25 protein-coding genes are annotated in these 24,981 nt (G+C 46.2%); 13 read left to right on the top strand and 12 right to left on the bottom strand.

The features are described 5' to 3' along the window. Positions 1 to 38: 38 nt before the first annotated feature. Both pruA and prfB read right to left on the bottom strand, forming a co-directional pair. On the bottom strand, positions 39 to 1,670 hold the full coding sequence (pruA, locus tag UNH61_RS13035) for an L-glutamate gamma-semialdehyde dehydrogenase (RefSeq protein WP_326992430.1): 1,632 nt from the start codon (positions 1,668 to 1,670) through the stop codon (positions 39 to 41). A 291-nt stretch (positions 1,671 to 1,961) separates the two neighbouring features. Continuing rightward, positions 1,962 to 3,054, bottom strand: a protein-coding gene (gene prfB / locus UNH61_RS13030) for a peptide chain release factor 2 (RefSeq protein WP_326992429.1) whose coding sequence is annotated in 2 segments (ribosomal slippage) — positions 1,962 to 2,993 and positions 2,995 to 3,054 — 1,092 coding nt in all. Because the reading frame shifts where the segments join, the coding sequence is not laid out codon by codon here. Positions 3,055 to 3,189: 135 nt separating this feature from the next. On the opposite strand from prfB, the gene UNH61_RS13025 reads away from it, so the two are divergent. Continuing rightward, positions 3,190 to 3,993 carry a hypothetical protein gene (locus UNH61_RS13025; RefSeq protein WP_326992428.1) on the top strand — a complete coding sequence of 268 codons (804 nt, stop codon included), beginning with the start codon at positions 3,190 to 3,192 and terminating at the stop codon, positions 3,991 to 3,993. A 44-nt stretch (positions 3,994 to 4,037) separates the two neighbouring features. Continuing rightward, a complete protein-coding gene (pgi, locus tag UNH61_RS13020; protein ID WP_326992427.1) occupies positions 4,038 to 5,690 on the top strand; it encodes a glucose-6-phosphate isomerase in 1,653 nt (550 codons plus the stop codon). A gap of 217 nt (positions 5,691 to 5,907) precedes the next feature. Here the strand turns inward: pgi and UNH61_RS13015 are convergent, their stop codons facing one another. The 5 genes from UNH61_RS13015 to UNH61_RS12995 form a co-directional block, all read right to left on the bottom strand. Then, complete coding sequence (locus UNH61_RS13015) at positions 5,908 to 6,345, bottom strand: DUF3276 family protein (RefSeq protein WP_326992426.1); 438 nt, start codon at positions 6,343 to 6,345, stop codon at positions 5,908 to 5,910. Between the two features lie 157 nt (positions 6,346 to 6,502). Beyond that, positions 6,503 to 8,299, bottom strand: coding sequence for an ABC transporter ATP-binding protein (locus UNH61_RS13010; RefSeq protein WP_326992425.1), 1,797 nt, complete (start codon positions 8,297 to 8,299; stop codon positions 6,503 to 6,505). Between the two features lie 90 nt (positions 8,300 to 8,389). Beyond that, positions 8,390 to 8,968 (bottom strand): LpqN/LpqT family lipoprotein, encoded by a 579-nt coding sequence (locus UNH61_RS13005; RefSeq protein WP_326992424.1) that lies wholly within the window; start codon positions 8,966 to 8,968, stop codon positions 8,390 to 8,392. A gap of 54 nt (positions 8,969 to 9,022) precedes the next feature. Next, a complete protein-coding gene (locus UNH61_RS13000; protein WP_326992423.1) occupies positions 9,023 to 9,952 on the bottom strand; it encodes a phosphoribosylaminoimidazolesuccinocarboxamide synthase in 930 nt (309 codons plus the stop codon). A 114-nt stretch (positions 9,953 to 10,066) separates the two neighbouring features. Continuing rightward, entirely contained in the window at positions 10,067 to 11,434 is a 1,368-nt protein-coding gene (locus tag UNH61_RS12995; protein WP_326992422.1) for an exonuclease domain-containing protein, read from the bottom strand. 295 nt (positions 11,435 to 11,729) lie between these two features. On the opposite strand from UNH61_RS12995, the gene UNH61_RS12990 reads away from it, so the two are divergent. The 9 genes from UNH61_RS12990 to UNH61_RS12950 all read left to right on the top strand — a co-directional run bounded on the left by UNH61_RS12990 (position 11,730) and on the right by UNH61_RS12950 (position 17,492). Then, positions 11,730 to 12,266: a YceI family protein gene (locus UNH61_RS12990; protein WP_326992421.1), complete on the top strand. Its 537-nt coding sequence runs from the start codon at positions 11,730 to 11,732 to the stop codon at positions 12,264 to 12,266. Positions 12,267 to 12,318: 52 nt separating this feature from the next. Further along, entirely contained in the window at positions 12,319 to 13,248 is a 930-nt protein-coding gene (locus UNH61_RS12985) for a ring-cleaving dioxygenase (RefSeq protein WP_326992420.1), read from the top strand. A 25-nt stretch (positions 13,249 to 13,273) separates the two neighbouring features. Beyond that, positions 13,274 to 13,906, top strand: a complete 633-nt coding sequence (locus UNH61_RS12980; RefSeq protein WP_326992419.1) for an alpha/beta hydrolase — start codon at positions 13,274 to 13,276, stop codon at positions 13,904 to 13,906. A gap of 5 nt (positions 13,907 to 13,911) precedes the next feature. Further along, positions 13,912 to 14,313, top strand: a complete 402-nt coding sequence (locus UNH61_RS12975) for an OsmC family protein (protein ID WP_326992418.1) — start codon at positions 13,912 to 13,914, stop codon at positions 14,311 to 14,313. Positions 14,314 to 14,315: 2 nt separating this feature from the next. Further along, positions 14,316 to 14,759, top strand: a complete 444-nt coding sequence (locus UNH61_RS12970; RefSeq protein WP_326992417.1) for a (4Fe-4S)-binding protein — start codon at positions 14,316 to 14,318, stop codon at positions 14,757 to 14,759. Between the two features lie 9 nt (positions 14,760 to 14,768). Further along, the gene (locus UNH61_RS12965) at positions 14,769 to 15,041 is read left to right on the top strand and encodes a GNAT family N-acetyltransferase (protein ID WP_326992416.1); all 273 of its coding nucleotides are present in this window, start codon (positions 14,769 to 14,771) and stop codon (positions 15,039 to 15,041) included. A gap of 132 nt (positions 15,042 to 15,173) precedes the next feature. After that, a complete protein-coding gene (locus UNH61_RS12960; protein WP_326992415.1) occupies positions 15,174 to 15,740 on the top strand; it encodes a YeeE/YedE thiosulfate transporter family protein in 567 nt (188 codons plus the stop codon). A gap of 7 nt (positions 15,741 to 15,747) precedes the next feature. Further along, complete coding sequence (locus UNH61_RS12955) at positions 15,748 to 16,155, top strand: DUF6691 family protein (RefSeq protein ID WP_326992414.1); 408 nt, start codon at positions 15,748 to 15,750, stop codon at positions 16,153 to 16,155. A 104-nt stretch (positions 16,156 to 16,259) separates the two neighbouring features. Then, the gene (locus tag UNH61_RS12950; RefSeq protein WP_326992329.1) at positions 16,260 to 17,492 is read left to right on the top strand and encodes an IS4 family transposase; all 1,233 of its coding nucleotides are present in this window, start codon (positions 16,260 to 16,262) and stop codon (positions 17,490 to 17,492) included. Positions 17,493 to 17,762: 270 nt separating this feature from the next. Here the strand turns inward: UNH61_RS12950 and UNH61_RS12945 are convergent, their stop codons facing one another. The 5 genes from UNH61_RS12945 to UNH61_RS12925 all read right to left on the bottom strand — a co-directional run bounded on the left by UNH61_RS12945 (position 17,763) and on the right by UNH61_RS12925 (position 23,203). Next, positions 17,763 to 18,881: a hypothetical protein gene (locus tag UNH61_RS12945; RefSeq protein ID WP_326992413.1), complete on the bottom strand. Its 1,119-nt coding sequence runs from the start codon at positions 18,879 to 18,881 to the stop codon at positions 17,763 to 17,765. Positions 18,882 to 18,909: 28 nt separating this feature from the next. After that, a complete protein-coding gene (locus UNH61_RS12940) occupies positions 18,910 to 20,022 on the bottom strand; it encodes an SPFH domain-containing protein (RefSeq protein ID WP_326992412.1) in 1,113 nt (370 codons plus the stop codon). A gap of 35 nt (positions 20,023 to 20,057) precedes the next feature. Beyond that, positions 20,058 to 20,897: an alpha/beta hydrolase gene (locus UNH61_RS12935; RefSeq protein ID WP_326992411.1), complete on the bottom strand. Its 840-nt coding sequence runs from the start codon at positions 20,895 to 20,897 to the stop codon at positions 20,058 to 20,060. A 114-nt stretch (positions 20,898 to 21,011) separates the two neighbouring features. After that, the gene (locus UNH61_RS12930; protein ID WP_326992410.1) at positions 21,012 to 21,767 is read right to left on the bottom strand and encodes an SGNH/GDSL hydrolase family protein; all 756 of its coding nucleotides are present in this window, start codon (positions 21,765 to 21,767) and stop codon (positions 21,012 to 21,014) included. 74 nt (positions 21,768 to 21,841) lie between these two features. Next, the gene (locus UNH61_RS12925) at positions 21,842 to 23,203 is read right to left on the bottom strand and encodes an acyl-CoA dehydrogenase family protein (protein ID WP_326992409.1); all 1,362 of its coding nucleotides are present in this window, start codon (positions 23,201 to 23,203) and stop codon (positions 21,842 to 21,844) included. Positions 23,204 to 23,625: 422 nt separating this feature from the next. On the opposite strand from UNH61_RS12925, the gene UNH61_RS12920 reads away from it, so the two are divergent. Both UNH61_RS12920 and UNH61_RS12915 read left to right on the top strand, forming a co-directional pair. Continuing rightward, positions 23,626 to 24,183, top strand: coding sequence for an RNA polymerase sigma-70 factor (locus UNH61_RS12920; RefSeq protein ID WP_339071118.1), 558 nt, complete (start codon positions 23,626 to 23,628; stop codon positions 24,181 to 24,183). 49 nt (positions 24,184 to 24,232) lie between these two features. Further along, entirely contained in the window at positions 24,233 to 24,979 is a 747-nt protein-coding gene (locus UNH61_RS12915; RefSeq protein WP_339071666.1) for a FecR domain-containing protein, read from the top strand. The last annotated feature ends 2 nt before the right edge of the window (positions 24,980 to 24,981 follow it).

The following is a 24,981-nucleotide window of genomic DNA, read 5'->3' as shown; positions in this document are numbered from 1 at the left end:
ATCTTCGCTGTATTTTTATTATAGATAATAGTTAAAGGCTACGCTTCTTTCAAAAACGAATACCTGTAATCAACAGGTGGCACAAAAGTTTCCTTGATACTTCTTGCGCTTAACCAGCGATAGAGGTTCAGCATAGAACCTGCTTTATCATTGGTACCGGAAGCCCTTGCTCCGCCAAATGGCTGTTGTCCTACAACAGCACCGGTAGGCTTGTCGTTGATGTAGAAGTTCCCCGCACTGTTCACCAGTTTACGTGTTGCCAGTTCAATAGCATAACGGTCCTGGGCAATCACTGCACCTGTTAACGCATATTCGGAAGTAGTGTCTACTACCTGCATGATCTCTTCAAATTTATCTGCCTCATACACATAGATCGTCAGTACAGGGCCGAATATTTCTTCGCGCATGGTAACATAGCCCGGATCAGTGGTCTCAATCACAGTAGGCTCAATGAAGTACCCTTTCGATTTATCATAGTTACCACCGGCAATGATCTTTGCAGCAGGATCTTTCTTTGCATGGTCGATATACTTCGCGATCTTATCGAAAGAACGCTCATCGATCACTGCATTGATAAAGTTGCTGAAATCTTCTGTAGTACCCATTTTCATGGTCTTCAGTTCAGCCTGTAATTTTGATTTTATATTGTCAGCAAGATTGTCTGGTAAATATGCACGGGAAGCGGCAGAGCATTTCTGGCCCTGATATTCGAAAGCGCCACGTGCTAATGCAGTAGCAGCGATGTCAACATCAGCAGATTTATGTATGAGTACGAAATCCTTACCGCCGGTTTCACCAACGATGCGCGGGTAGGCTTTGTATTTGTGTATATTTTCACCGATGGTTTTCCACATTGTCTGGAATACGCCAGTGGAGCCGGTGAAGTGGATGCCGGCGAAATGAGGATCAGCAAAGCAGATGTCGCCAATGAGCGGGCCCTGGGCATATACCAGGTTGATCACACCAGCAGGCAGACCAGCTTCTATCATCACCTTCATAAACACCTGTGCAGCGAATACCTGTGTGTTAGCGGGTTTCCATACCACTACGTTACCGCACATCGCAGCAGAAGTAGGCAGGTTACCGGCAATCGCTGAGAAGTTGAACGGCGTAACGGCCAGTACAAATCCTTCCAGCGGACGATACTCAACCCTGTTATGGATTCCGGGGGCGCATACCGGTTGCTGGCGGTAGATTTCGCTGAGGAAGTGTACGTTGTACCGGAGGAAATCGATCAGTTCGCAGGCGCTGTCGATTTCTGCCTGATAGGCATTTTTACTCTGGCCCAGCATGGTTGCTGCGTTGATATGATAGCGGTATTTGGTAGCAAGGAGATCAGCTGCACGGAGGAAGATACCAGCACGTTGTTCCCAGTCCATGTTAGCCCATTTTTCGCGGGCTTCGAGCGCTGCAGCAATGGCTGATTTCACATGAGACGCATCTCCCATATGAAAGTGTCCCAGCTTGTGCGCAATTTCATGTGGCGGGCGCAGATCTACTGTGTTACCTGTACGTACCTCTTTTCCGCCAATATACATGGGGATGTCAGCCACTTCTGCCTTATAGGCGGCCAGTTGCTTTTTCAGAGCGGCCCTCTCCGGGGAACCGGGAGCATAAGCCAGCACAGGCTCATTAGCAGGCGCTGCATACTCAAAGTATCCTGTATTCATTGTAACCGTTTTTTAGCGCTGTCTGCCAGTCTTAGCTTCAGTAAAAATACTCAAGTCAGTACCAGCAGGCAAAAGCTATTAACAAATTTTGTTTTCCGCAGCAAAAGTAAGGGTTACAGAGACTGTGGACTAATTAATTATTAGTCGATACTTAATGATTATTGTCCAACAGGATAATGAAGAATAGGGAATGAAGAATTAAGAAATAGGGCGAAAATCTTAGCAATTAATAACTATCCGCCAAGACTTTCGCCCTATTTCTTAATTCTTCATTCCCTATTCTTCATCAGGTCAGGAATTCTCCTCTTTCTGCATCATCAGGTAAGCCTTGATAAATCCATCCAGTTCCCCGTCCATTACGGGACCTACGTTACCTACTTCATAATCGGTACGGTGATCTTTGATCATCTTGTACGGGTGGAATACGTACGATCTGATCTGGGAGCCCCATTCGATTTTTCGTTTGTTGGCGTTGGCGGCATTTTTCAGCTCTTCACGCTTACGGAGTTCTTCTTCGTATAGGCGTGATTTCAACATAGTGAGCGCTTTTTCACGGTTCTCACCTTGTGTACGGGCCTGCTGGCATTCGATGATAATACCGGAGGGAATATGTTTCAATCGTACGGCGGTTTCCACCTTGTTTACGTTCTGCCCTCCCTTACCTCCTGAACGGTAGAATTCCCATTCCAGGTCGGCGGGGTTCACAGCTATCTCGATAGTATTGTCTACTAACGGATACACATATACGGAGGCAAAAGACGTATGGCGACGTGCGTTGGAGTCAAAAGGAGAAATGCGGACCAACCGGTGTACACCGCTTTCAGCTTTAAGATGGCCATAGGCAAAATCACCGTCAAATTCCAGCGTAGCTGATTTGATACCGGCTCCATCGCCGTACTGGGTATCGATCTCTGATACTTTCCAGCCCTGCTTTTCGCCATACATGCGGTACATACGCAGCAGCATCTCTGCCCAATCCTGGCTTTCTGTACCGCCAGCACCGGAGTTGATGGTCAGCACCGCCGGCATTTCATCTTCCGGCTGATTAAGGGTAGATTTAAATTCCAGGTCGTCCAATGCGTTCAATGCACCATGATAAGCCTGTTCCACCTCTTCTTCAGAAGCTTCTCCTTCCTTGAAAAAGTCGTTCAGAACAGCGCTGTCGTCTATAGCGGCATTCACGTCGTTGTAAAGGTCAACCCAATATTTGTTTACCTTAATTTCCTTCAGAATCGAAGTAGCTCTGTCGTTATCATCCCAGAATCCGGGCGCCAGGCTCAATTGTTTGTCATTTTCTATTTTTGCTAATCGGTCAGGTACGTTAAAGAAAACCTCCCAGGACATATAAACGGTCCCTCATAGCTTTAAGTTGCTCAGATGTCATAGCCGGCAAATGTATGGAAAAATGCAGATATATTCTAATGCCCGTTTGTTTGTTTTTTATTGTCTGTTTTAGCATAATTTTTGCGTTGCAACACAGTTATCATGTCAATTTTATTATAAAATATACCAATCTGTTATGGTGCTCCATGAAACCCTACATTTCAAGAACAGAGCTATTTTCAACACCCTTGGTTATATCCTGATGATTGCGGTAAATGCCCTTGCAACGTTGCTTCCCATTAATGGGCAAACACCGGCGCAGGTGTCGGAAGATTATCCCAACCTGTTTGCACCAGCAGGTTTCACTTATGCCATCTGGGGTGTTATATATGCGGGGTTGCTGGTATTTGTGATCTATCAGTTGTGGCTGGCATTTTCAGGCAGGCAGCCGGAAATACTTTACCGGCTGATGCATAAAATGAAAGACTGGTTTCTGATTTCTTCTGTAGCCAACGCCTGCTGGCTGTTTGCCTGGCACTATCACCTCATTCCGGTGAGCGTGGTAATTATGCTGATATTATTAAGTTCCCTGCTGATAATACATATTAACCTGGGCATAGGTGTATTACCCGTCAGCACAGCAGAGCGCTTGCTGGTGCATTTTCCTTTTAGTATGTACCTGGGCTGGATCACTGTTGCAACGCTTGCCAATATCTCGGCGCTGATGGTATATGCCGGACTGGAAGGCAACCGGCATTCCCAGGTAATATGGACGGATATTCTGATCGGAGCCGGCACCCTGCTTTGTATGGGCATGATACTACTGCGCAACAATATCGTTTATGCACTTGTTACCGTATGGGCTTTGTATGGTATTCTGCTGAAAAGAAAGCATGCCGACATGTTGGAAGAAAATTCGATTATCCATACCTGTATCATCGCCATAGGCCTTATCGCCGTTACAATTTCCTGGCAATTATACCGGAAACAAAAATCTTAAATCTAAAAGAGTATTTTTGAAACGCATTTAATATACCGACTACTATGTTTCCATCTATTAATCCAACAACCACCAAGTCGTGGGACTCCCTGAAAAAGCATGCGGAGGAGATGAAAAAAGTGCACATGCGTGCCTTATTTTTAGAGAACAAAGAACGCTTCAGCGAGTTCTCCCTGCAGTTTGAAGACATCCTTTTTGATTATTCGAAGAATATCATTACGGAGGATACCCGGAACCTGCTGTTAAGCCTGGCTACCGAATGCGGTGTGCCGGATGCGATCAAGGCAATGTTCCATGCAGAAAAAATCAACGTCACTGAAAACCGCGCGGTATTGCATACAGCATTGCGCAATACCTCCAATAAACCTGTATTGCTCGATGGCCGGGATGTAATGCCCGACGTAAAAGCAGTACTGAATAAAATGGATCATATCTGCCGCCAGGTACATTCCGGCGAATGGAAGGGCTATACGGGTAAGCCTATACGTTATATTGTGAACATTGGTATCGGTGGGTCCGACCTGGGCCCTGTGATGGTCACTGAAGCCTTAAAGCCTTACTGGAAACCGAACATACAGGCTTATTTCGTATCTAACGTAGACGGCACCCATATTGCAGAAACACTGAAGAAAATCACACCGGACGAAACACTGTTCCTGATTGCATCCAAAACATTCACTACCCAGGAAACGATGACCAATGCACATACTGCACGTAACTGGTTCCTGGAGCATGCCAAAGATGAGAAGTTTGTTGCCAGGCATTTCGCGGCGCTGTCTACCAACGAAAAAGCAGTAACCGCTTTCGGTATAGATCCCAACAACATGTTCGAATTCTGGGATTGGGTGGGAGGCCGTTATTCGCTCTGGTCCGCGATTGGCTTATCTATTGCACTGACCATCGGATACGATAATTTCACTGCATTACTGGATGGCGCTCACGCGGTAGATAACCACTTCACCAGCACGCCGCTGGACAAAAACATCCCGGCAATCATGGCCCTGATCGGTTTATGGTATGGTAATTTCTTTGGTAGTGCAACCGAAGCCATACTTCCGTACGACCAGTACATGCACCGTTTTGCGGCTTATTTCCAACAGGGAAATATGGAAAGTAACGGGAAGACAGCAGATCGTACAGGCCATCCCGTTAGTTACGAAACCGGCCCGATTGTTTGGGGAGAACCAGGTACCAACGGCCAACACGCGTTTTATCAGCTGATACACCAGGGCACCCGGTTGATCCCATGCGATTTTATTGCACCTGCTATCAGCCACAACCCGATCGGCGATCATCACGTGAAATTGTTGTCGAATTTCTTTGCACAAACTGAAGCGCTGATGAACGGACAAACCGAAGCCGAAGTACGTGCCAAGCTGGAAAAAGACGGTACGCCTGCTGAAGAAATAGCCAAGATATTACCTTCGAAAATATTCAGTGGTAACCGTCCTACCAACTCCTTCATGGTGAAGCAAATCACTCCCCGCTCACTGGGCTCACTGATAGCCCTATACGAACATAAGATCTTCGTGCAAGGTGTGATCTGGAATATCTATAGCTTCGATCAATGGGGTGTTGAACTGGGCAAGCAACTGGCCAGCAAAATTCTGCCGGAACTGCAAAACAATGATACCATTCTCAATCACGATTCTTCTACGAACGGATTGATCAATGCCTGGAAAGCGTTTAGCCGTTAGAATCTTTAGCTTTTAGTTATTAGTCTTTAGTAAAAATGCAACGGAGATTAACATCATATAATTGTGTGTTAATCTCCGTTGCATTTTTACTAAAGACTAAAAAAAAAATTCCCCCAGGAAAAATCCTGGAGGAATTAAATCAGTTTAAGTTAACTTGTTTACCCATGTATACTCAATTGATCGAAGTAAATCAATCAAGTAAATCTAAGTAAAAATCTTACCATTTGTCTACCTCTTCAGAGTTATGTGAAGCAGGAGCTGCTGCAACTGAGGCCTCAACTGGCGCGGCCTGAACAGCAGCTGAAGAGCGTACTTCAGCACCTTCTGCTTCTGCATCATCCTGATCTTCTGTCACATAATCGTGATTGTAGGCATCAAAATCGAAATCGGGCATCAACTCAGTCTTAACATAGTTGATGGTTTCGGTTAGCGCGTTCAGGAACTTATTGAAGTCCTCCTTGTACAGGAATACCTTGTGCCTGTCATAACCGTTGTCATTAAAACGTTTTTTACTTTCTGTTATAGTCAGAAAGTAATCGTTTCCCCGAGTGGTCTTTACATCAAAGAAGTACGTTCTTCTTTTACCCGCTTTCAATCGTTTAGAAAAGATGCTATCATTGTTTCTTTCCTGTTGATTGTTGTTTTCGTACGCCACAGTTGATAGATTTAAGTGTTAACGAATCAAATCCTGTTACAATAAGAGACAAATATACTATTGTTTTACAAATATCAAAATATTTTTAAATGATTTTAAAAAATGATAAAAACTACGTGTAACCGGCTGCGGTAGCGTCTATACAAGAAGGTGATTGTTACTCAGTTACACTTTCTTCATCGCCAGATTGCTGACGAGCGTACAATTCTGCGTAGTAACCATTCAATGATAATAATTCCTCATGCGTTCCTGTCTCCACAATTTTCCCTTCATCCAGTACAATTATCCTATCGAATTCGAATAACGCAAAAATGCGATGCGTAATGATAATAGCTGTTTTATTTTTCAGGTAGGCATAAAGGTTGCCGATGATTTCTTTCTCCGTGCGGGCATCTACGGCCGACAGGCAGTCGTCGAAGATGAGTATACCCGGATCTTTGATCAGGGCCCGGGCAATGGAAATACGCTGCTTCTGACCTCCGCTGAGTGTTACGCCCCGCTCCCCTATTTCCGTATCGAATCCTTCATTGAAACCCAGGATGTCTTTTTCTACGGACGCCTGTCTGGCTGCCAGTTGCACCTGTTGCAAACTGGCCGAAGGATCTCCAAACCGGATGTTATTGGCAATGGAGTCTGAGAACAGGAATACGTCCTGCGGTACGTAGCTGATCTGATTCCGTAACCCGGACAGCTGCAGTTGCCGGATATCAATTCCGTCCATCAGCACACGCCCCTGCTGCGGATCATACATTCGTATGAGTAGCTGTGCCAGCGTACTCTTCCCGGAACCTGTTCTGCCAATCACCGCTACTTTCTGACCCGGTTTTATCTTCAGATTGAAATTACTGATGGCTGTAATACCGGTATGCGGATAAGTGAAGGTGACATTTTCCAACTTTACCTCTCCTTTCAAATCTGAAACGCCGGCATCTGCAGCATCTACAATTTCAGGCTGTATCTGCAGAAATTCGTTTAGCCGTTGCTGTGAGGCTGCCGCACGTTGCGTCATAGTGGCCACCAGGCCAATGGATGCAAACGGAAACATCAGCATATTCACATATATCACGAACTCTGCAAGGTTCCCGACAGTGATGGTGCCATGTATTACCTGGATGCCTCCAACGAAGATGGTCAGTATCACACTCAGACCGATCAGCAGCGCCATCGCCGGCTGAAACAGGGCGTCGGTCCGGGCAAGACTGATAGAACTCTCTTTATACGACTCACTTGCTTCTTCAAAATGTTTCGCACTGGCATCTTCCTGTATATAAGATTTTATAACCCTTATACCTGAGTAGGACTCCTGCGCAATAGAAGTGATGTTAGATAGTTGCGCCTGTATCTTCTCGCTTTTACGATGTATAATACGGTTCACGTAGTAAATTGTCAGCGCCAGCAAAGGCAGTGGCGATAAGGTATACAGCGTCAGCAACGGATTAACCTGCAGCATCAGGTATACAATAATCACAATCAGGAAAAGCGTACGCGAAGCATACATGATAGCTGGTCCTACGTACATGCGCACACGTGATACATCTTCTGTAATGCGACTCATCAGATCACCCGTGCGATGCATTTTGAAAAAATTCAGATCCAGCTTTTGATAATGCTGATAAATCTCATTCTTCAAATCGTATTCAATGTGCCGGCTTAACACAACCAGCGTCTGCCTTTGAAGAAAAAGGAAAAACCCGCTGAGCAGCGCGAACAACAGAATACTGACACCATAAAATGCCAGCACATGCGTAAAATCAGCGCGGAATGCAATCTTCAGGGAAGTATGATCGAGCAGGCGGTATTCATCGATATTGTGCGAAAGCAAATCGAAGATCTGCCGTACCATGATGGGCTGAAACACACTGAATACAATGGAGATGGCCGTAAATAACAATCCCAGGATCAGCCGCCATTTATAGGTAACAAAGTATTTGTTGAGTGCAGCAAGATGAGCCAATGTTCAATTTTTTGGCTCCTAAGGTACGAAGAAGCAGGTAAAGTATAAAGCGACAAACGATCAGTTATGCGGACAACTTCCTGCTTAAAATTATTTTATGTTGAAAGAGTTCAGGATCACTTCCAGGTCGGGTGTGTATTTATCCAGTTCATCTTCCGTAGTGGTTAATGTAATCGCATAAGCGATATTATTTTTCACCAGTATGACAGACTCGGCGTTCACCATATCGTCCTCATCAGGGAGCGAATACCGGCTCTTCACCCATTTCGCTGTTACACCGGCCACGGTGCGTTCTCCCTCAGCGATCTTTTTATAATCGGGGAAAAAGTTGGCCAGCTGCTCCTGGGTAGCCGCCATGAACTTAGCAGCATCATCTCCTTTTTTGGTTTCCTGCGTAACAATCACTACGTTCGCCTGGAAGGAGCTGTCTTCATTGGGAGCGGCTTTCATCACCATGTACTCCACACGGTTCATCAAGGTATCTCTTGTAGACCAGCCATCCGGGGTTTTTACAGTGAAGGTTCCTTTGCCCGCATTCATTCCCGGCGCTTTACCAGCCATTTCCAGGATTTCGGCGGTATCAATTTTTTGAGGAGATTTAGCGGTGTTATTACATGCAATAACACTTAACAAACAAATCACTATAGCTATCACTTGTACTTTCATCATGCACACATAAGGGATAAAACTACCCCGGCAAGATGCCGGGGCAGCCAAAAGTATTTACAGCTTTGTCAATTCAGCTTTGATGGTAGATTCTGCATCTGCAGCAGACACCTCTTCTTTCACAAATTGCTGACCCGTAATTTTTTCAAACAGCTCTATATAACGCTCAGTAACGCTGTTTACAAACTCATCGGTCATTTCCGGCACCTGTTGGCCATCTTTTCCCTGGAAACCGTTTGCCATGAGCCATTCACGCACAAACTCCTTGCTGAGCTGCTTCTGCTGAACACCATTTTTCTGGTTTTCTTCATAACCTTCTGCGTAAAAATAACGGGAAGAATCCGGCGTATGGATTTCATCGATCACATAAATCTGATCTCCTATCTTTCCAAATTCATATTTAGTATCTACCAGGATCAGTCCACGTTTGGCAGCCATTTCACGGCCTTTTTCAAACAATGCCAGGGTATACTTTTCGAGTTGTTCGTAGTCTTCTTTGCTTACCAGGCCCTGAGCAATGATCTCTTCACGGGAAATATCCTCATCATGTCCTTCATGCGCTTTGGTGGTTGGTGTAATAATCGGCGCAGGGAAAAAGTCGTTTTCTTTCAGCCCTTCCGGCATGGTAACACCACACAATATGCGCTGGCCCGACTTGTAAGTTCTCCAGGCGTGACCTGTAAGATTACCGCGTACTACCATTTCCACCGGGAAAGTTTCACATTTAAGACCTATCGTAACATTAGGCAGCGGTGTTGCTTTCACCCAGTTAGGCACGATATCCTTAGTAGCTTCCAGCATAATAGCAGCTACCTGGTTCAGCACCTGGCCCTTGTACGGGATCGGACGTGGCAATACTACGTCGAATGCAGAGATACGATCACTTACTACCATAACCATCAGCCTGTCTTCAATGGTGTAAACATCGCGTACTTTTCCTTTGTAGAAGGCCGTCTGACCTGGTAATTTGAAACTTGACTCTAACATGAATTATAAAATATTAATATTTAAGAGATGAAATCGCTTTTTTCGAAGTGCAAAAGTAATCAGGAATCGATTCATTTCTTCTTAATCCCGGAATTTTTTTCCAGACAGGAATTATCAAAGGGATCCTGCCAGCTGGCGGGTATTGCCGGCGTATGGGCGGAGCAAACTGATGATCACCTCGTTTTCGGCGTAGGGCGTGAGATATTCCCGGAATTGTTCCACATCATCGGTATTGACGCTGGTGGGTATATAGCCCATGCCATAAAATCGTCCCTTTTCCATGAGGATACAGCTTTTTTCATTACTGTTGCGTCCTTTATCCACGATCACCACGGAGGGTTGTTGTTCCTGGAGAAAGGCGACAGCCGCTTTCATTCGGGCATTGTAATGTTCCGGTTCTTCCGTGTGTTCACAGGCGCCTTTACAAGTGGCCGCGGTGATACCCGCACAGGTACCGTTTCCTTTCTGCAGGAAACAGAGCTTGGGGCATAACTCAAATTCCCGTATCAGCGAGCGCAAAAGCCGGTGCCCGTCGATCAGCAGGTTGAAGCTGTGCACGGGGTGGGAATACTTCCGTTTCTTTTCGATCACCAGGCGCATATAACCATGCTGATCTTCGAACAGATAAAACCCGTAACGGTATTCGATCCGTTTCTGGGAGTAATTGAAGATGGGCCACAAACGCTTTATCTCAATGGATTCCAGTATGGAGGCCATCAGCTCCGTAGCTGTTTCCTGGTAGCTGATGCGGTGTATGGTACGCAGGAAATTCTGACGCTGCCGGCTCGTACTATGTCCGGTAAAATGACTGTTGACCCGTTTGCTCAGGTCTTTCGCTTTACCAACATATACCACTTTATCCTTATGGTCGTGGAAGTAGTATACTCCCGGGTTCGAAGGCAGGGATTTTACCTGTTCCGGTGGCAGGTTAGGCGGCAGGAACTGTTCTTTTGATCCGGCCCTGAGGGCAGCCGCAATCGCTTTTTCCTTGTCATTGGCCAGCAATAATCCGAACAGATGGGCCGTAGCTTCGGCATCTCCACCTGCACGGTGCCTGCCGTTGATAACAATATCGAAATGCTTGCAGATATTTCCGAGGCTGTAAGATCTCAATCCCGGGAATATCTTTCTTCCCAGTCTTACGGTACATAACTTTTTCGTCTGCAGGCTGAACCCGGCGTTACCCAACTGGTGCTTGATAAACGAGTAATCGAAGTTCACGTTGTGCGCAACAAAGATCTTGTCTTTCAACAGATCGAACACCAGCGGCGCCACTGCTTCAAAAGGTGGTGCATCGGCCACCATCTCATTGGTAATACCCGTCAGGGAAGATATATATAATGGAATGGGAATACCCGGGTTTACCAGTGTCTGGTAGTGATGTGTTATTTCCTTCCCGTCATACAGGAATATGGCGATCTCCGTGATGCCATTGGCACTGGCATGACCGCCAGTAGTTTCAATATCTACGATTGCATACATCCTTTACAAATATATGGATTGTGACACTTGTACTCATGAATAATATTTGAAGTATTTGAAATAAAATATACATAATTTGATAATAAGAGGGTTAGCCTCAAAATTGTTATCTTTAATAACCATTATAAAAGTGCACCAATTACTGCAATTGATCCATTTTACCTCTGACAATACCAGGCGATATTTGTATTATGAAAGCTGAACAATAAATTTTAAAGCTTGTTAAATATAATCCGGTAGCAGGTTACACGTTACCTGAAAATATCAGTTCATTTATTTAAAACTACAATTACTTATGGCAAAACAACAATGGGTATCCGACCTCAATCACAGTGAGCTGGGATTCAAAATTCGTCACCTTATGATCACGAACATCAACGGTAAGTTCGGCAACTTCGAGGTGGAAGCAGAAACCGAAGGTGAAGACTTTACCACAGCAAAGGTGAAAGTAACTGTAGATGTTGATTCTATTTCTACCGGAAACGACGACCGGGACAAGCACCTGCGCTCTCCCGATTTTTTCGACGTGAACCAGCACCGGAACATCACCTTTGCTGCTACAAAATATGAAAGCGTGGATAATGACGGGTCGTATGAATTATACGGTGATCTTACTATCCGCGGCGTGACCAAAAATGTAAAACTGGCGGTAGAATTCGGGGGCGTTGTAAAAGACCCCTGGGGTAATACAAAGGCTGGTTTTACTGTTAACGGCAAGATCAACCGCAAAGATTTTGGTCTTAACTGGAACGCAGCTACCGAAACAGGCGGCGTGCTGGTGGGCGACGACGTAAAAATAAACTGTGAAGTGCAGCTGATAAAAAAACAATAACTGAAAGAAGCGCTGGCTGCAGATTGCAGCCAGCGTTATAAAAAACCAGGATATGAACGAGATAACAGGATTACATCATATTACAGCGATATCCGGGAATGCAAAAAAGAATTATGATTTCTATACCCGGGTAATGGGACTAAGATTTGTGAAGAAGACCGTCAATTTTGATGACCCGCATACCTATCATTTTTATTATGGAGATGAAAATGGCACACCGGGTACCATCCTTACTTTTTTCCCATGGGAAGATATTACGGCAGGCCGCAGGGGTACACATATGGTGACAGAGGTAGGATATTCCATTCCGGAAGGCAGCATCGACTTCTGGTTAAAAAGATTAGAGAAGGAAAATATCATTTACAATAAGCCCTCTTCCAAGTTCGGGGAAATATACCTTACCTTCCTCGATCCTGATGGACTGAAAGTAGAACTGACTGTCCCGGAAAAACCTGATTCCCGCATTCCATGGGAAACCAGCGAGGTAGATGAAGCAAACGCCACACGGGGTTTTCATCATGTTACCCTCACCCTGGAGGATATACAGGGCACAGCAGATCTGCTCGTATCGGTATTCGGTTACCAGCTGGAAAAAAATCATGCTAACCGCTACCGTTTTGTAAGTCCGGCCGGAGAAACCGCTAATTATATAGACCTCGTGGAAGCGAAAGGCGAGCCCAGAGGCCATGTAGCAGGAGGTTCGGTACATCATATTGCTTTCCGCATGAAAGACGAGGCCATGCAGCTTCATTATCAAAAGCTGCTGGAAGACCGGGGCCTGAATACCACCCCGCAGCTCGACAGGAAATATTTCCGTTCCGTTTACTTCCGTGAACCAGGTGGGGTTTTGTTTGAACTGGCTACCGACAATCCGGGCTTTACGGTAGATGAGCCCCTGGCTGAACTGGGTACGCATCTGATGTTGCCGGCGCAGTTTGAGCCGCAACGGGCAGAGATAGAAAAGAAACTGGTCGTGCTCTGACCGGCCATCAAAGGAGATGACAACTATGGACTTTAAACCACTGCAATATATTTATCAGCCTGTAGGTAACGTGAATGCTTATACGTTATTGCTGTTGCACGGTACGGGTGGCAACGAACGGGATCTGCTGCCACTGGCAGGTACCCTGGGCCAGGGCTTTAATGTGCTGAGCCTCCGGGGAAATGTGCAGGAGCATGGCATGCCCAGGTTCTTCCGGCGTTTAGGCATGGGGGTATTTGATGAGGAAGATGTACATTTCAGAACACATGAAATGGTACATTTCCTGAAAAAGCTGTCGGCCAACGAGGGCTTTGATATCAGCCAACTATTGGCTGTTGGTTATTCGAACGGTGCCAACATCGCAGGAGCCATGCTGATGCTCTACCCCGAACTACTCGCGGGCGCAGCGCTGTTCAGGCCTATGCAGCCACTCAGTGGCCTGGAAAACGGATTTGAAACGCAGCGTCAGCAACCGGTTTTTATGAGCTCCGGCACCCTCGATGGTACCGTAGATCCTGCCGCCACCACCGCCTATGCCGCTCTTCTCAGTGCCAACGGCTTTAATGTCAGCACCCACGAAATAGCCACAGGACACAACCTCGTACAGCAGGATATCATTCTTGCCGCACAATGGATACAGCAATATTTCAGTAAATAAACAATATGGATCAGGAAGTAAAAGTGAATTTATCCGGCCATCCCTACCAGACGTCGATCTCCGCGAGAGATCATCGCTGGCTCGCTGATGAGCCGGAAGATGTAGGAGGCGGAGATACTGGCCCACAGCCAGGAGAACTACTGCTGAGCAGTTTGGGAGCTTGTACCGCCATCACGCTGAAAATGTACGCCGACCGTAAGAAATGGCCGGTTGAAAACATAGAAGTGGAACTAAGGTTCAATTCAGCCGCCAAACCAGATCCGCTGACAACCGTGATAGACATGGAAGTGCATTTTACCGGTGATCTGAGCCCCGAACAATTGACACGGCTCATGGAGATCGCCCACTCCTGCCCTGTTCACAAAGTATTGAGCAATCCTATTCTGATAAACACTAAAGCAGTTTGATAATGAAAGACATCACCAGGCATTACACCAACGGCGAAGTAACTATTGTATGGAAGCCAAATGTATGCATACATTCTGAAATGTGCTTCCACGGCTTACCGAAGGTATTCAATCCGCATGAGAAACCGTGGATCAATGCCGAGGGTGCTACTACAGAGCAAATCATTACACAGATAAAGCAATGTCCTTCAGGCGCGCTTTCCTTTTTTATGAACGCTGAAGTGGATCCCGATACCGGTGCGACCCCGAAGATATCGGCGGAAAGCATCGTTGAGCCTATGCCCAATGGTCCGCTGCTGGTTTATGGCAATCTCATTGTAAGAGATGCAAACGGCAACGAAACACATAAAAATAAAGTCACCGCCTTCTGCCGCTGCGGAGGTTCGTCTAACAAGCCTTACTGTGATGGCACCCATACTAAAATCAATTTTTCTGACAAATCCTGACTTTGAATTATGGAACTTAACATTCAGAATAATACTACCAAACACCAGTTCGAAACCGTTGTAGACGGGCATACCGCACTCGTTGCCTATACACTCTTCTCCGGTGGCATCGCCTTCATGCATACCGAAGTACCGAAAGAACTGGAAGGAAAAGGCATCGCCTCTCAACTCGCCAAATATGTACTCGACTATGCCAGAACCAACCACCTGAAGGTGAAACCTTATTGTCCGTACATTAATGCATACATGAAAAGGCATCCGGAGTACAACGACTTGTTGTAGAATTACGAATTACGAATTAGGAATTACGAATTGGAGCGGAGACCTAAACAGACAACAATAATATATCCGTTTAGGTCTCCGCTCCAATTCGTAATTCCTAATTCGTAATTCGTAATTTTAAAGAAAAAACTCATGCACATCATCAACGCCCCCTGGCATTGGTCCATTTCCGGGATACTGATTGGCCTGATAGTGCCTGTGCTTTTACTGCTGGGGAATAAGGCATTTGGCATCTCCTCGTCGCTGCGGCATATCTGCGCAGCATGTTTCCCGGCGGGGATTTCTTTCTTTAAATACGACTGGAAAAAAGAGTCATGGAACCTGTTCTTTGTAGCGGGTATTGCTCTGGGAGGCTTCCTGGCAGCGCATTTCCTTCAGGATGGCAGCGAGATACAGGTGGCTGCTGCTACACAGCAACGACTGACCGGTTACGGCGTACATGACTACCGGGCATTGTTGCCGCCGGAAATATTCAGCTGGTCCAATTTGTTTACCTGGAAGGGGCTTATCTTCTTTATATGCGGAGGTTTCCTCGTGGGATTTGGTACCCGCTATGCCGGTGGATGTACTTCCGGGCATTCCATCATGGGATTATCCAATCTGCAGTGGCCTTCGCTGGTAGCTACCTGCTGCTTTATGGCTGGAGGCTTCTTCAGCGCCAATGTGATCATCCCGTTGATTTTTAAATGGCTCAATTAATATGACGATGAAAAATATCAGGTATCTCATAGCAGGCATCTTCTTCGGTATCATCCTGGTAAAGGCCCAGGTAATCAGCTGGTTCAGGATACAGGAAATGTTTCAGCTCACCTCCTTCCATATGTACGGGGTAATTGGTACAGCTGTAGTGACGGGTATCATCTCCCTACAACTAATCAAACGCTTTAATATTAAATCAATGGATGGTATGCCTATCAGCGTACCCCCTAAAACATTCAATAAAGGACAGATATTCGGCGGATTGATCTTCGGCATAGGCTGGGCCATTACCGGCGCTTGTCCGGGCCCATTGTTTGCCCAGATTGGAAGCGGATTTACAGTTGTTTTCATCACTTTATTAAGTGCCATCGCCGGTACCTGGGTATATGGCGCGATGAAAGAAATTACGAATTAAAAATCTATAGTGTCCGGGGAAAATACAGGTAAGGATAAATAAAAGGAGGCCGATGTGGCCTCCTTTTTTAGTAAGTTTAAGTTACCACACTACAACTTACCATTATGAGCAAAAGTAGATTTTTTTCCGGACAGCCGATTTTTAATCAGTTACTTTCTTTTGTGCCCGCCACTTTAATCGATAAAGCGGCCAGGGAGACTAATGCAGACAGCTATTACAAGCAATTTAAGGCCTTTGACCATTTGGTAACCATGCTATTCAGCAGCTTTCATCAGTGTAGTTCTCTTAGAGAGCTAGTTACCGGGCTATTGGCTAATGAGCATCGGCTTAATCATCTAGGCCTTAAAAAAACACCTCGCCGTAGTACTATTTCAGATGCCAACAGGAACCGCCCTGTAGATTTTTTCAGCCAACTCTATCATTTACTATACCAACACCATTATCCACAACATTGCCCGGACAGCCGAACAAGAAACAGGTTGCATGATAGATTATTTATAGTGGATTCAACAACAATTAGTCTGTTTTCAACTGTGATGAAGGGTGCGGGTGTAAAAGGGTTAAATGGCAGGAAAAAAGGAGGTGTTAAAGCTCATGTGCTGATGCGAGCCAAAGATGAGTTACCCTGCTTTACTGTACTGACAGAGGCCGCTTGTAGTGACAGGAAATTTATGCAGAAGCTGCCCCTGGAGCCAGGCTCCATAATTGCCATGGATCGAGCTTATGTAAATTACACGGTAATGAAAGACTGGACCCAAAATGATATTACCTGGATCTCCAGGGTTACTAAAGGGATGAAAATAAAGGTACTTGAGCGCAAAAAAATAACATCGGCTGATAAAAAGAATGGAATTTTAAAAGACTGGATCATCCGACTTGGCAACCCAAAGACCTGTAAAAAAAGTCCGGTGCAGCAGGCCAGAGTCATTAGTATTTATGATAAAAAGACCCAAAAGAAGGTGCACTTACTCACTAACAATCAGACCTACGCTTGTTCTACCATTAGGAGATTGTACAAACAGAGATGGGATATAGAACTGCTATTCAAAAGAATTAAGCAGACCTCTCAATTAAGTAATTTTCTGGGAGACAATGAGAATGCCATTAGTATACAGGTATGGTGCGCTTTAATAAAAGATCTGCTTATAAAGATTGTGAAAGATCAATTAAAGCAACTGGGCTGCAGAATGTGGTCGTTTAGCAACCTGGCAGGTTTTCTAAGACTCCACCTCTCCACATACATTCTCCTAATTAAATTTCTAACCGAACCGGAGAAAGCACTTCTTTGTAATAATAAAGATGCAGACTTTATACAACTGAAATTATTCTCTCCTTAGAAAAGGGGCTTACTTTTTAGAGGCACCCTGAGAATTGAATATTTGAAATACATAATTGCCGATTTAGGCAAATATTCAATTCTCAGGGCACTCATTCCCTATTTTGTTAAGCCCCGAATCGTTAGGCTAAGATCTCTTAAATTTTCCCCGGACACTATAGAATTAAAAATTACGAATTAAAGCGAAGACCCAAGCGAATAATAACTATCATAGTTGTAATTATTCGCTTGGGTCTTCGCTTTAATTCGTAATTTTTAATTCGTAATTCTTCTACCGACTGGCGGAATAGATAACATAAATTACCACAATAATAGCTACGATCAGCCCAACAATCTTCCACACACTGTATGGCCTGTCGCCCGTTACTTCGCCGGTACAGGCATTTACCACAAAATGATAGAGCTTACCATTGTAGCGGTAGGCGCTGATCCATACGGGCAACAACAGGTACTTCAGACCGAGGTGGTTATAGGCAACCTGGTAATCATCGATTACCTGCTCGTCGCCTCCGATATCGCTACAGATCTCATTACGAATAATGGGGTCCATTCTTTTTTTTGCTATCTCCAGTCCCTGACTGGCATCCGTCTGATACAACTCTGCCCGGAAACCGCTCAGGTAACGCCCGTCATATTTCTTCAACAGCTCCAGTTTCCAGGGTTCCAGTATCTGCGCCATTTTCAATGGCAGTGATGGACTGGCAGAAACCAGTACATCGCGAAAATTGTTGCTGACGGCGCCCGCAGCCGGATACCAGGCGGTATGCCTGACCTCCCGGGTACGTGTTTCCGTTCTGCCATTTACTTCTTCAGTATACGTTTCAGTGGTATAGTAATATTCTCCCCGCTGACCGGTATAATCGGTAGCAGTATCCGTATCGTAACTCCAGTGCGGAATGTATATACCTTTCAGTTGTTGCGAAGAACTGTCCCTGACCTTCTTTACCAGGTCTGACGGGGCAAACCAGAGTTTCCCCATCCAGCGTCTGAAATACTGCAGGGCTTCATTATCGTTCACCACGAAAGGCAATACATAGTGCGGTTGCGTAATAGTAGTGGTTTGCCCGCCAGCTACCACCAGCGGCGATGCACAGAAGGGACAGGCATCCGCTGTGACATTTGGCAGCATGGTAGTAGCAGCGCCACAATTGTTACATTTAACGACCACTGCTTCCTGGGTGGCCTGTGTATGATGCAGTTCGTTGTTGAGGAATGTATCGTAATCTATGGGGTGAACATCATCAGGAGAGGTATGATCCTCTATCTCATTCACCGTGCCGCAGTATTCACATTTCAGGCTGTTGGTGCCGGGTGAATAATGCAGTACAGCCCCACAATTCTGACATTTTAACGAATTGACGGTTTCACTTGTTTTTTCTTCAAAAGACATGCAACGAATTACTTTTTACATTAAGCGGCTAGGGTAAAGGTGGCGGAATGGTAGCCAGTACCGGCGCCAGTTCCGGCACGGAGGAAGCAGCCGCCCAGGCGGCCATGCCTGTTTTCCATACCAGCGATTGCGCATTCAGTGCGCCTGAAGCGGCCAGCTGACGGAGCTGTTCCATCTCGTAAGGCCCGCTTTGTTTGCCATCTATGGCTACATAAAAAGGTGTGGCACCGGGTAATGGCGGAGGCGTATTACCACCAGCCTGTTGCGTGTTTTGATTATTGTTTTGGAAGACATTACCCATCTGTCCCATCATGGCTGCGCCCATGCCGGCACCCAATCCTGCTGCTGCGAGTCCGCCGCCAGAGGGATTTTCCGCTGCCTTCTCCATAGAATTCGCTGCCTGGAACTGCGCATATGCACCAAGGTTCCCTACGATGCCCATGCTGCTGCGCTTATCCAGTGCTTCTTCCACTTCAGGCGGCAGAGAGATATTTTCTATGAGGAACTTGGTTAATTCCAGTCCCAGTTCATTGAATTCGTTACCGATCTTTCCGGTGATCAGCTTCGATACCTCTTCATAATTGGCGGCCAGATCCAGCACCGGGATTTTAGCTTCTGCAATAGCTTCCATGCCACGGGATACCGCCAGGTTGCGCAACTGTTCGTTGATACCTTCCACGGTAAATTCCGGATTTGTAGCTGCTACTTCTTTCAGGAACTGACCGGCATCCTTTACCCGGAAAGCATAGCTGCCAAATGCGCGGAGCCGCAATGGTCCGAATTCCGCATCACGCAACATCACCGGATTTTTTGTTCCCCATTTCTGGTTGGTGAATTGCCGCATGCTTACAAAAAACACATCTGCTTTAAACGGACTGTTAAACCCGTACTTCCATCCCTGCAAAGTGCTTAGTATAGGCATATTCTGCGTGGTAAGGGTATACATTCCAGGCTGAAATACATCTGCAATCTTACCTTCATTCATAAAAACAGCTACCTGCGACTCACGCACGGTGAGTTTAGCATTCATTTTTATTTCATTCTGGTAACGGGGAAACTTCCATACAATGGTATCTGTGGAGGGGTCCGTCCATTCAATAATGTCAATAAATTCATTTCTGAGTTTATCAAATATTCCCATAATAACAGGTTTTAAACTGCATCAAATTTAGATAATTACTTTGTTACCACAGCCAGCCATTTCTCCATCAGCTGCGGCCATACATCAGCAGCAGGATTACCTTTGCGTAATCCGTAACCATGACCACCTTTGTCGTAGAAATGCAGTTCTACCGGCGCTTTGGCATCCCTCATGGCGCCAGCCATCACGAGCGCGCTGTTACCGTAAGGATCATCGGCCGTAGCAAAGAGGAACATCGGCGGGGTGCTGCCGTTTACCTTTAACTCCGGTGTCAGCGACCTGTTCTCACCTTTATCAAGATAAGCCGGATAAATGAGCGCACAGAAAGCAGGACGGGCCGACTGTTCATCTGCCTTATCCACCGGCTTATAAGTGGCTTCATTGTATAGTGTGGTGGTCCGGGTACTCAGGCTACCGCCTGCAGAAAATCCCATGATACCTGTTTTCTCCGGTCTGAGTTTCCACTCCGCCGCGCGACTGCGAACGAGGCGCATCGCACGCTGCGCATCCTGCAGGGCACCTGCTTCTTTTTTCGGAACACGGTATTGCAGCACAAACGCCGTATATCCCAGCTTGTTCAGCCAGCTAGCTATTTCATAACCTTCGAGATTGATAGCAAGAATGCTATATCCTCCCCCGGGGCAAACCACCACGCCGATACCATTGCTGTTCCCTTTGGCAGGAAACACTTCCAGTACCGGATCTGTGACATCCGTCAAACGGGTTACGTTGTTACTGCCATCCGGTGTAACGACCGCTTCCTTTCGTGCGGCTGTTTCTCCGGGAACAGTTCCGGGCCACAGATGAATAACCTGATGTTGCGCTATCACAGTTGTATTGAGTCCGAGCATCAGCAGAAAAAATAAATGTTTCATAAATAGGTTTTAGCTGTTAGCTTTTAGTGATCAGAGCGAGTAAATCGCCATTAGCTGACAGCCGCCGGTAACTAAAGGCTAATGGCTGGCAGATAATGGCTTATTGGCCTGCTTTTATTTTACGCTCTGCAGCCAGGCTTCAGCCATTAGCTGGGCGCCTGCTACACTGGGATGCACACCATCGCCCGTCCAGTATTCCCCTGGTGCCGATTGTACAGCCTTATCGAAAATGGATTGATATGGAATAAAAACTGCCTGGTGCTTTGCCGCCATTTCTTTGGCAGCAACGCGATATTCGTTGAAAGTGGGATACCACTTATCGTCAACGGCCCTCACTCCTTTTACCGCAAACGGTTCCCCGATAATCAGCTGCACATCCGGAAGCTGTTGCCTGGTGCGGGTCAGCAGCTTATCGTAATCTTCGCGATAGGTCTGAACGGTGCCTTTATAATTATTATTCAGTGTGTGCCAATAGTCGTTTACCCCTACCAGGATGCTCAGCACATCCGGTTTGATAGCCAGGCAATCCGTATCCCAGCGGTCGGCCAGCTGAAACACTTTGTTGCCACTGATGCCTTTATTAAAGATGCGGAGTTGTTTTCCGGCGTTCTTCAGCAGCAGCGCGGAAGCAGCCATTAATGCGTAACCGTTTCCCAGCATGGCATTGGTGTTTGGCTGATCGTTATCGCGTTTACGACCTGCATCTGTAATGGAATCACCCTGAAAAAGTACTACCGCGTTTTGTTTGAGGGCAATCTTTTTTGTTTTCTCAGTGGCCACAGCGGCGGCAACAATGTCCGGGATACTGATAGCAGCAACGGTTCCCAGAGAAACGTTCCTAAGAAAATTCCGACGGTTCGATGTATTCATAACGAAGAAAATTATAGCAGGTTACGGGTACATTCCGCAACCGGGCGCTTAAACTATAAAAAAGATCCCGGATTTTATACAAAAGCACTGGACCCGGTAATAGCCCTTCCTACGATCAGGGAATTGATCTCTTTGGTGCCTTCATAGGAATAAATAGCTTCCGCATCTGCCACAAAGCGCGCCACATTGTACTCCAGCAGGATACCGTTGCCGCCCATCACCTCTCTCGCCCTGCTTACCACATCGCGCGTACGGAGGGTACAGAATACTTTGGCCAGAGAGGCGTGTTCATCTTTCAGCCGGCCGGCATCCTGAATCTCCGACAGTCGATATACCATTGTTTGCATGGCCGTCAGGTTAGAGAGCATTTCCACGAGGTGGCCCTGAATCAGCTGAAACGATGCGATAGGTTTTCCAAACTGCCGGCGCTTACGGGTATAGTCGAGTGCATTTTCATAGGCGCCACGGGCGCAACCTACGGCTTCCCAGGCAACGCCGGCGCGGGTCATACGCAGCACGCGCGATGTATCTTTGAAGCTGGTGGCACGTTGCAAACGATCCGATTCTGCGATGCGGCAATCCTTTAAAGTAATGAGGCCATTCTGCACGATGCGCAGCGCCATCTTATCATGAATCTTTTCTACGCTGAAACCGGGCGTATCTTTTCTCAACAGAAATCCTTTCACCTGGTTATCATCCACATCACGGGCCCATATCACGATCACATCGGCAAAAGTGGCGTTTCCGATCCACTTTTTCTGCCCGTTCAGTATCCAGGTATCTCCATCCCGTTTAGCCGTGGTCGTAAGTCCGCCTGCGGCACCGGAGCCTACTTCCGGTTCTGTAAGTCCGAATGCCCCGATGATATTCAACTGCTGCATCCCCGGCAGCCATTCCTGCTTCTGTTCTTCTGAGCCCAGCATATAAATGGATCCCATTGCCAGTCCGCTTTGTACGCCGAAGAACGTAGCAATGGAAGCATCAATTCTTGCCATCTCCATAGCAATAATCCCTTCCATGAGAAATGAACGGTTCGGGCAACCATATCCTTCATAGGTTACCCCGCAAATATTGAGTTCCCGGAATTTCGGGATGATCTCAAATGGAAATTCGGCCTTCAGCCAGTATTCATTTACGATAGGTTTAATTTCCTTTTCCATGAATGCCCGGACTTTAAGTTGCAGCTCCCGGTCATCGGCGCTGAGCCTTCCTCCGAGGTCATAAAAATCTCCGTCTATCGGGGGAAGTTCCTTTTTCGGACCATGGCCGCTACCCAGCATCGTCATCAATCCTTTCAGCTGGGCGTCGTCCATCTTTGCTACTGATTCCATTACAGCGGGCAGGTCTACTTTTTCTGAAAGCCGGGCCAGTGCTTTCAGATCAATACTTTTGAGCAGATGAAAAGCATTTTTCAATTTAGAGAAGGTTCCGGACATCTTACATGGTTTTGCACTAAAATACATGAAATAGTCCTTACAGGCGATCTCTTCCGGGTAAAGAACCTGGGCAATATCCCATCTCCCGAAATAAAATAAAAGGCAGGGTCATAAAAAAGGGTTGCATAAAACCGCATGCAACCCTGGTTTCAAAAACACAACTAAAAAAACGAGATCTTGTACAAACATATAGGCATGGCTGTTATATGGTAACGCCAAAAAGAGAAATACCCCCTAGTCTTTAACCATTAGCTTTTGCTTTCAGCAAATGCAGTAAAGATTAACAGGTAAGTATATATTTTGTTAATCTTTGCTGTATTTATCAAAATGCTAATGGTTAAAAGCTAAAAGCTGTTTCTAATTCGTAATTTCTTTCCTACATTCGCATCAATCACTTTTCGTAAAAACATAGTGAAGGTTAAATGATTACATCACCTTCTTATCAGGCGTATAAGGAACTATTCCATTCCCAGTATAACGATTTATGTAACTACGCCTACAGTTTCCTTAAAGACGATGCGGCGGCAGAAGATGTGGTACAGGAAACTTTTATCAGGCTTTGGGAAAAGCACCAGGGACTAATAGGAATACCAAATATAAAAGCTTATCTATTCCGGGCTGTACGCAACAATTCCATATCCGTGCTTCGAAAGCAAAATACGGAAGAGGCGGGTAATAAAGGATTTGAATGGGTGGCGGACTATGCTGACGATCCTGAACACAGGGAAATAGAGAATGCCCGGCCACACTATGAGCAACTGCTCAGGGAAGCTATTGCCAACCTCCCTCCGCAGTGCAGGGAAGTATTCACTTGTTGCAGACTGGAAGGAATGACCCACCAGCAAACAGCAGTAAAGCTGGGGCTTTCTGCAAAGACTGTCGAGAACTATATGGGAAGGGCACTTAAACTGCTAAGGAAATACCTTCAGAAGTATGGTTTGCCGGCACTATTATTATTATGGAAAATTTTAATGCCCTGATAGAGGGTTATCTGATCAAAGCGCGTTATCCAAGTAGAGCACACTTTTTATGGACCAATTTGATACCTACATTTATGAGCTTATAGCCAGGCATCTTTCAGGCCAGACCACGGCCGAAGAGGAAGTCGCCTTACAGGACTGGCTGAAAGCTGCTCCCGAAAACCAAACGGAGTTTGATGCACTGTCTAAGATATGGGAAGACAGTCCATTAGCCGCTGTTCCGGCGAGAACGTACGATGTAGCAGCTGCCTGGGAAAAGACCGACCGGGTGGTGCGTCCGGCTGTACCTTCCAGGATCCGATCCCTTTACGCCAAATATGCAGCTGCGGCAGCAGTGCTGATTCTACTGACAGCCGGTGCATGGTGGCTGGAAACCCGCTCCTCCCTGAAAAAACATGAACTAGCCGCCAACGATGGCAAGATAAAAAGCCTTGAACTGCCCGATCATTCTACTGTTACCCTTCGCCAGGGTGCCCGTATCCGTTACGTAAACGGCTACCATCACAATCAGCGTATCGTAGAACTGGAAGGCGAAGCCTTCTTCGATATCGCCAATGATCCGGATCACCCGTTCCTGGTGAGAACACCTAATAAATCTATTATCGAAGTACTGGGTACTTCCTTTACTGTTCAAACAGGAGCTGATAGTACAGCAGTAACCGTTGCCTCCGGATCCGTAAAGCTGGGCCTGGAAAATGATACCACGGCTATCGTACTCGCCAGTGGACAAAGAGGTGTTTGGGGAAATGGACAATTATATGCTCAGAATAATAATAATCCTAACTATATAGCCTGAAA

This window comes from Chitinophaga sp. 180180018-3, from assembly GCF_037893185.1.
Taxonomy (GTDB): domain Bacteria; phylum Bacteroidota; class Bacteroidia; order Chitinophagales; family Chitinophagaceae; genus Chitinophaga.
Note: the sequence above shows the minus strand (reverse complement) of the source record. Positions and strands in the feature narration are given on the sequence as shown.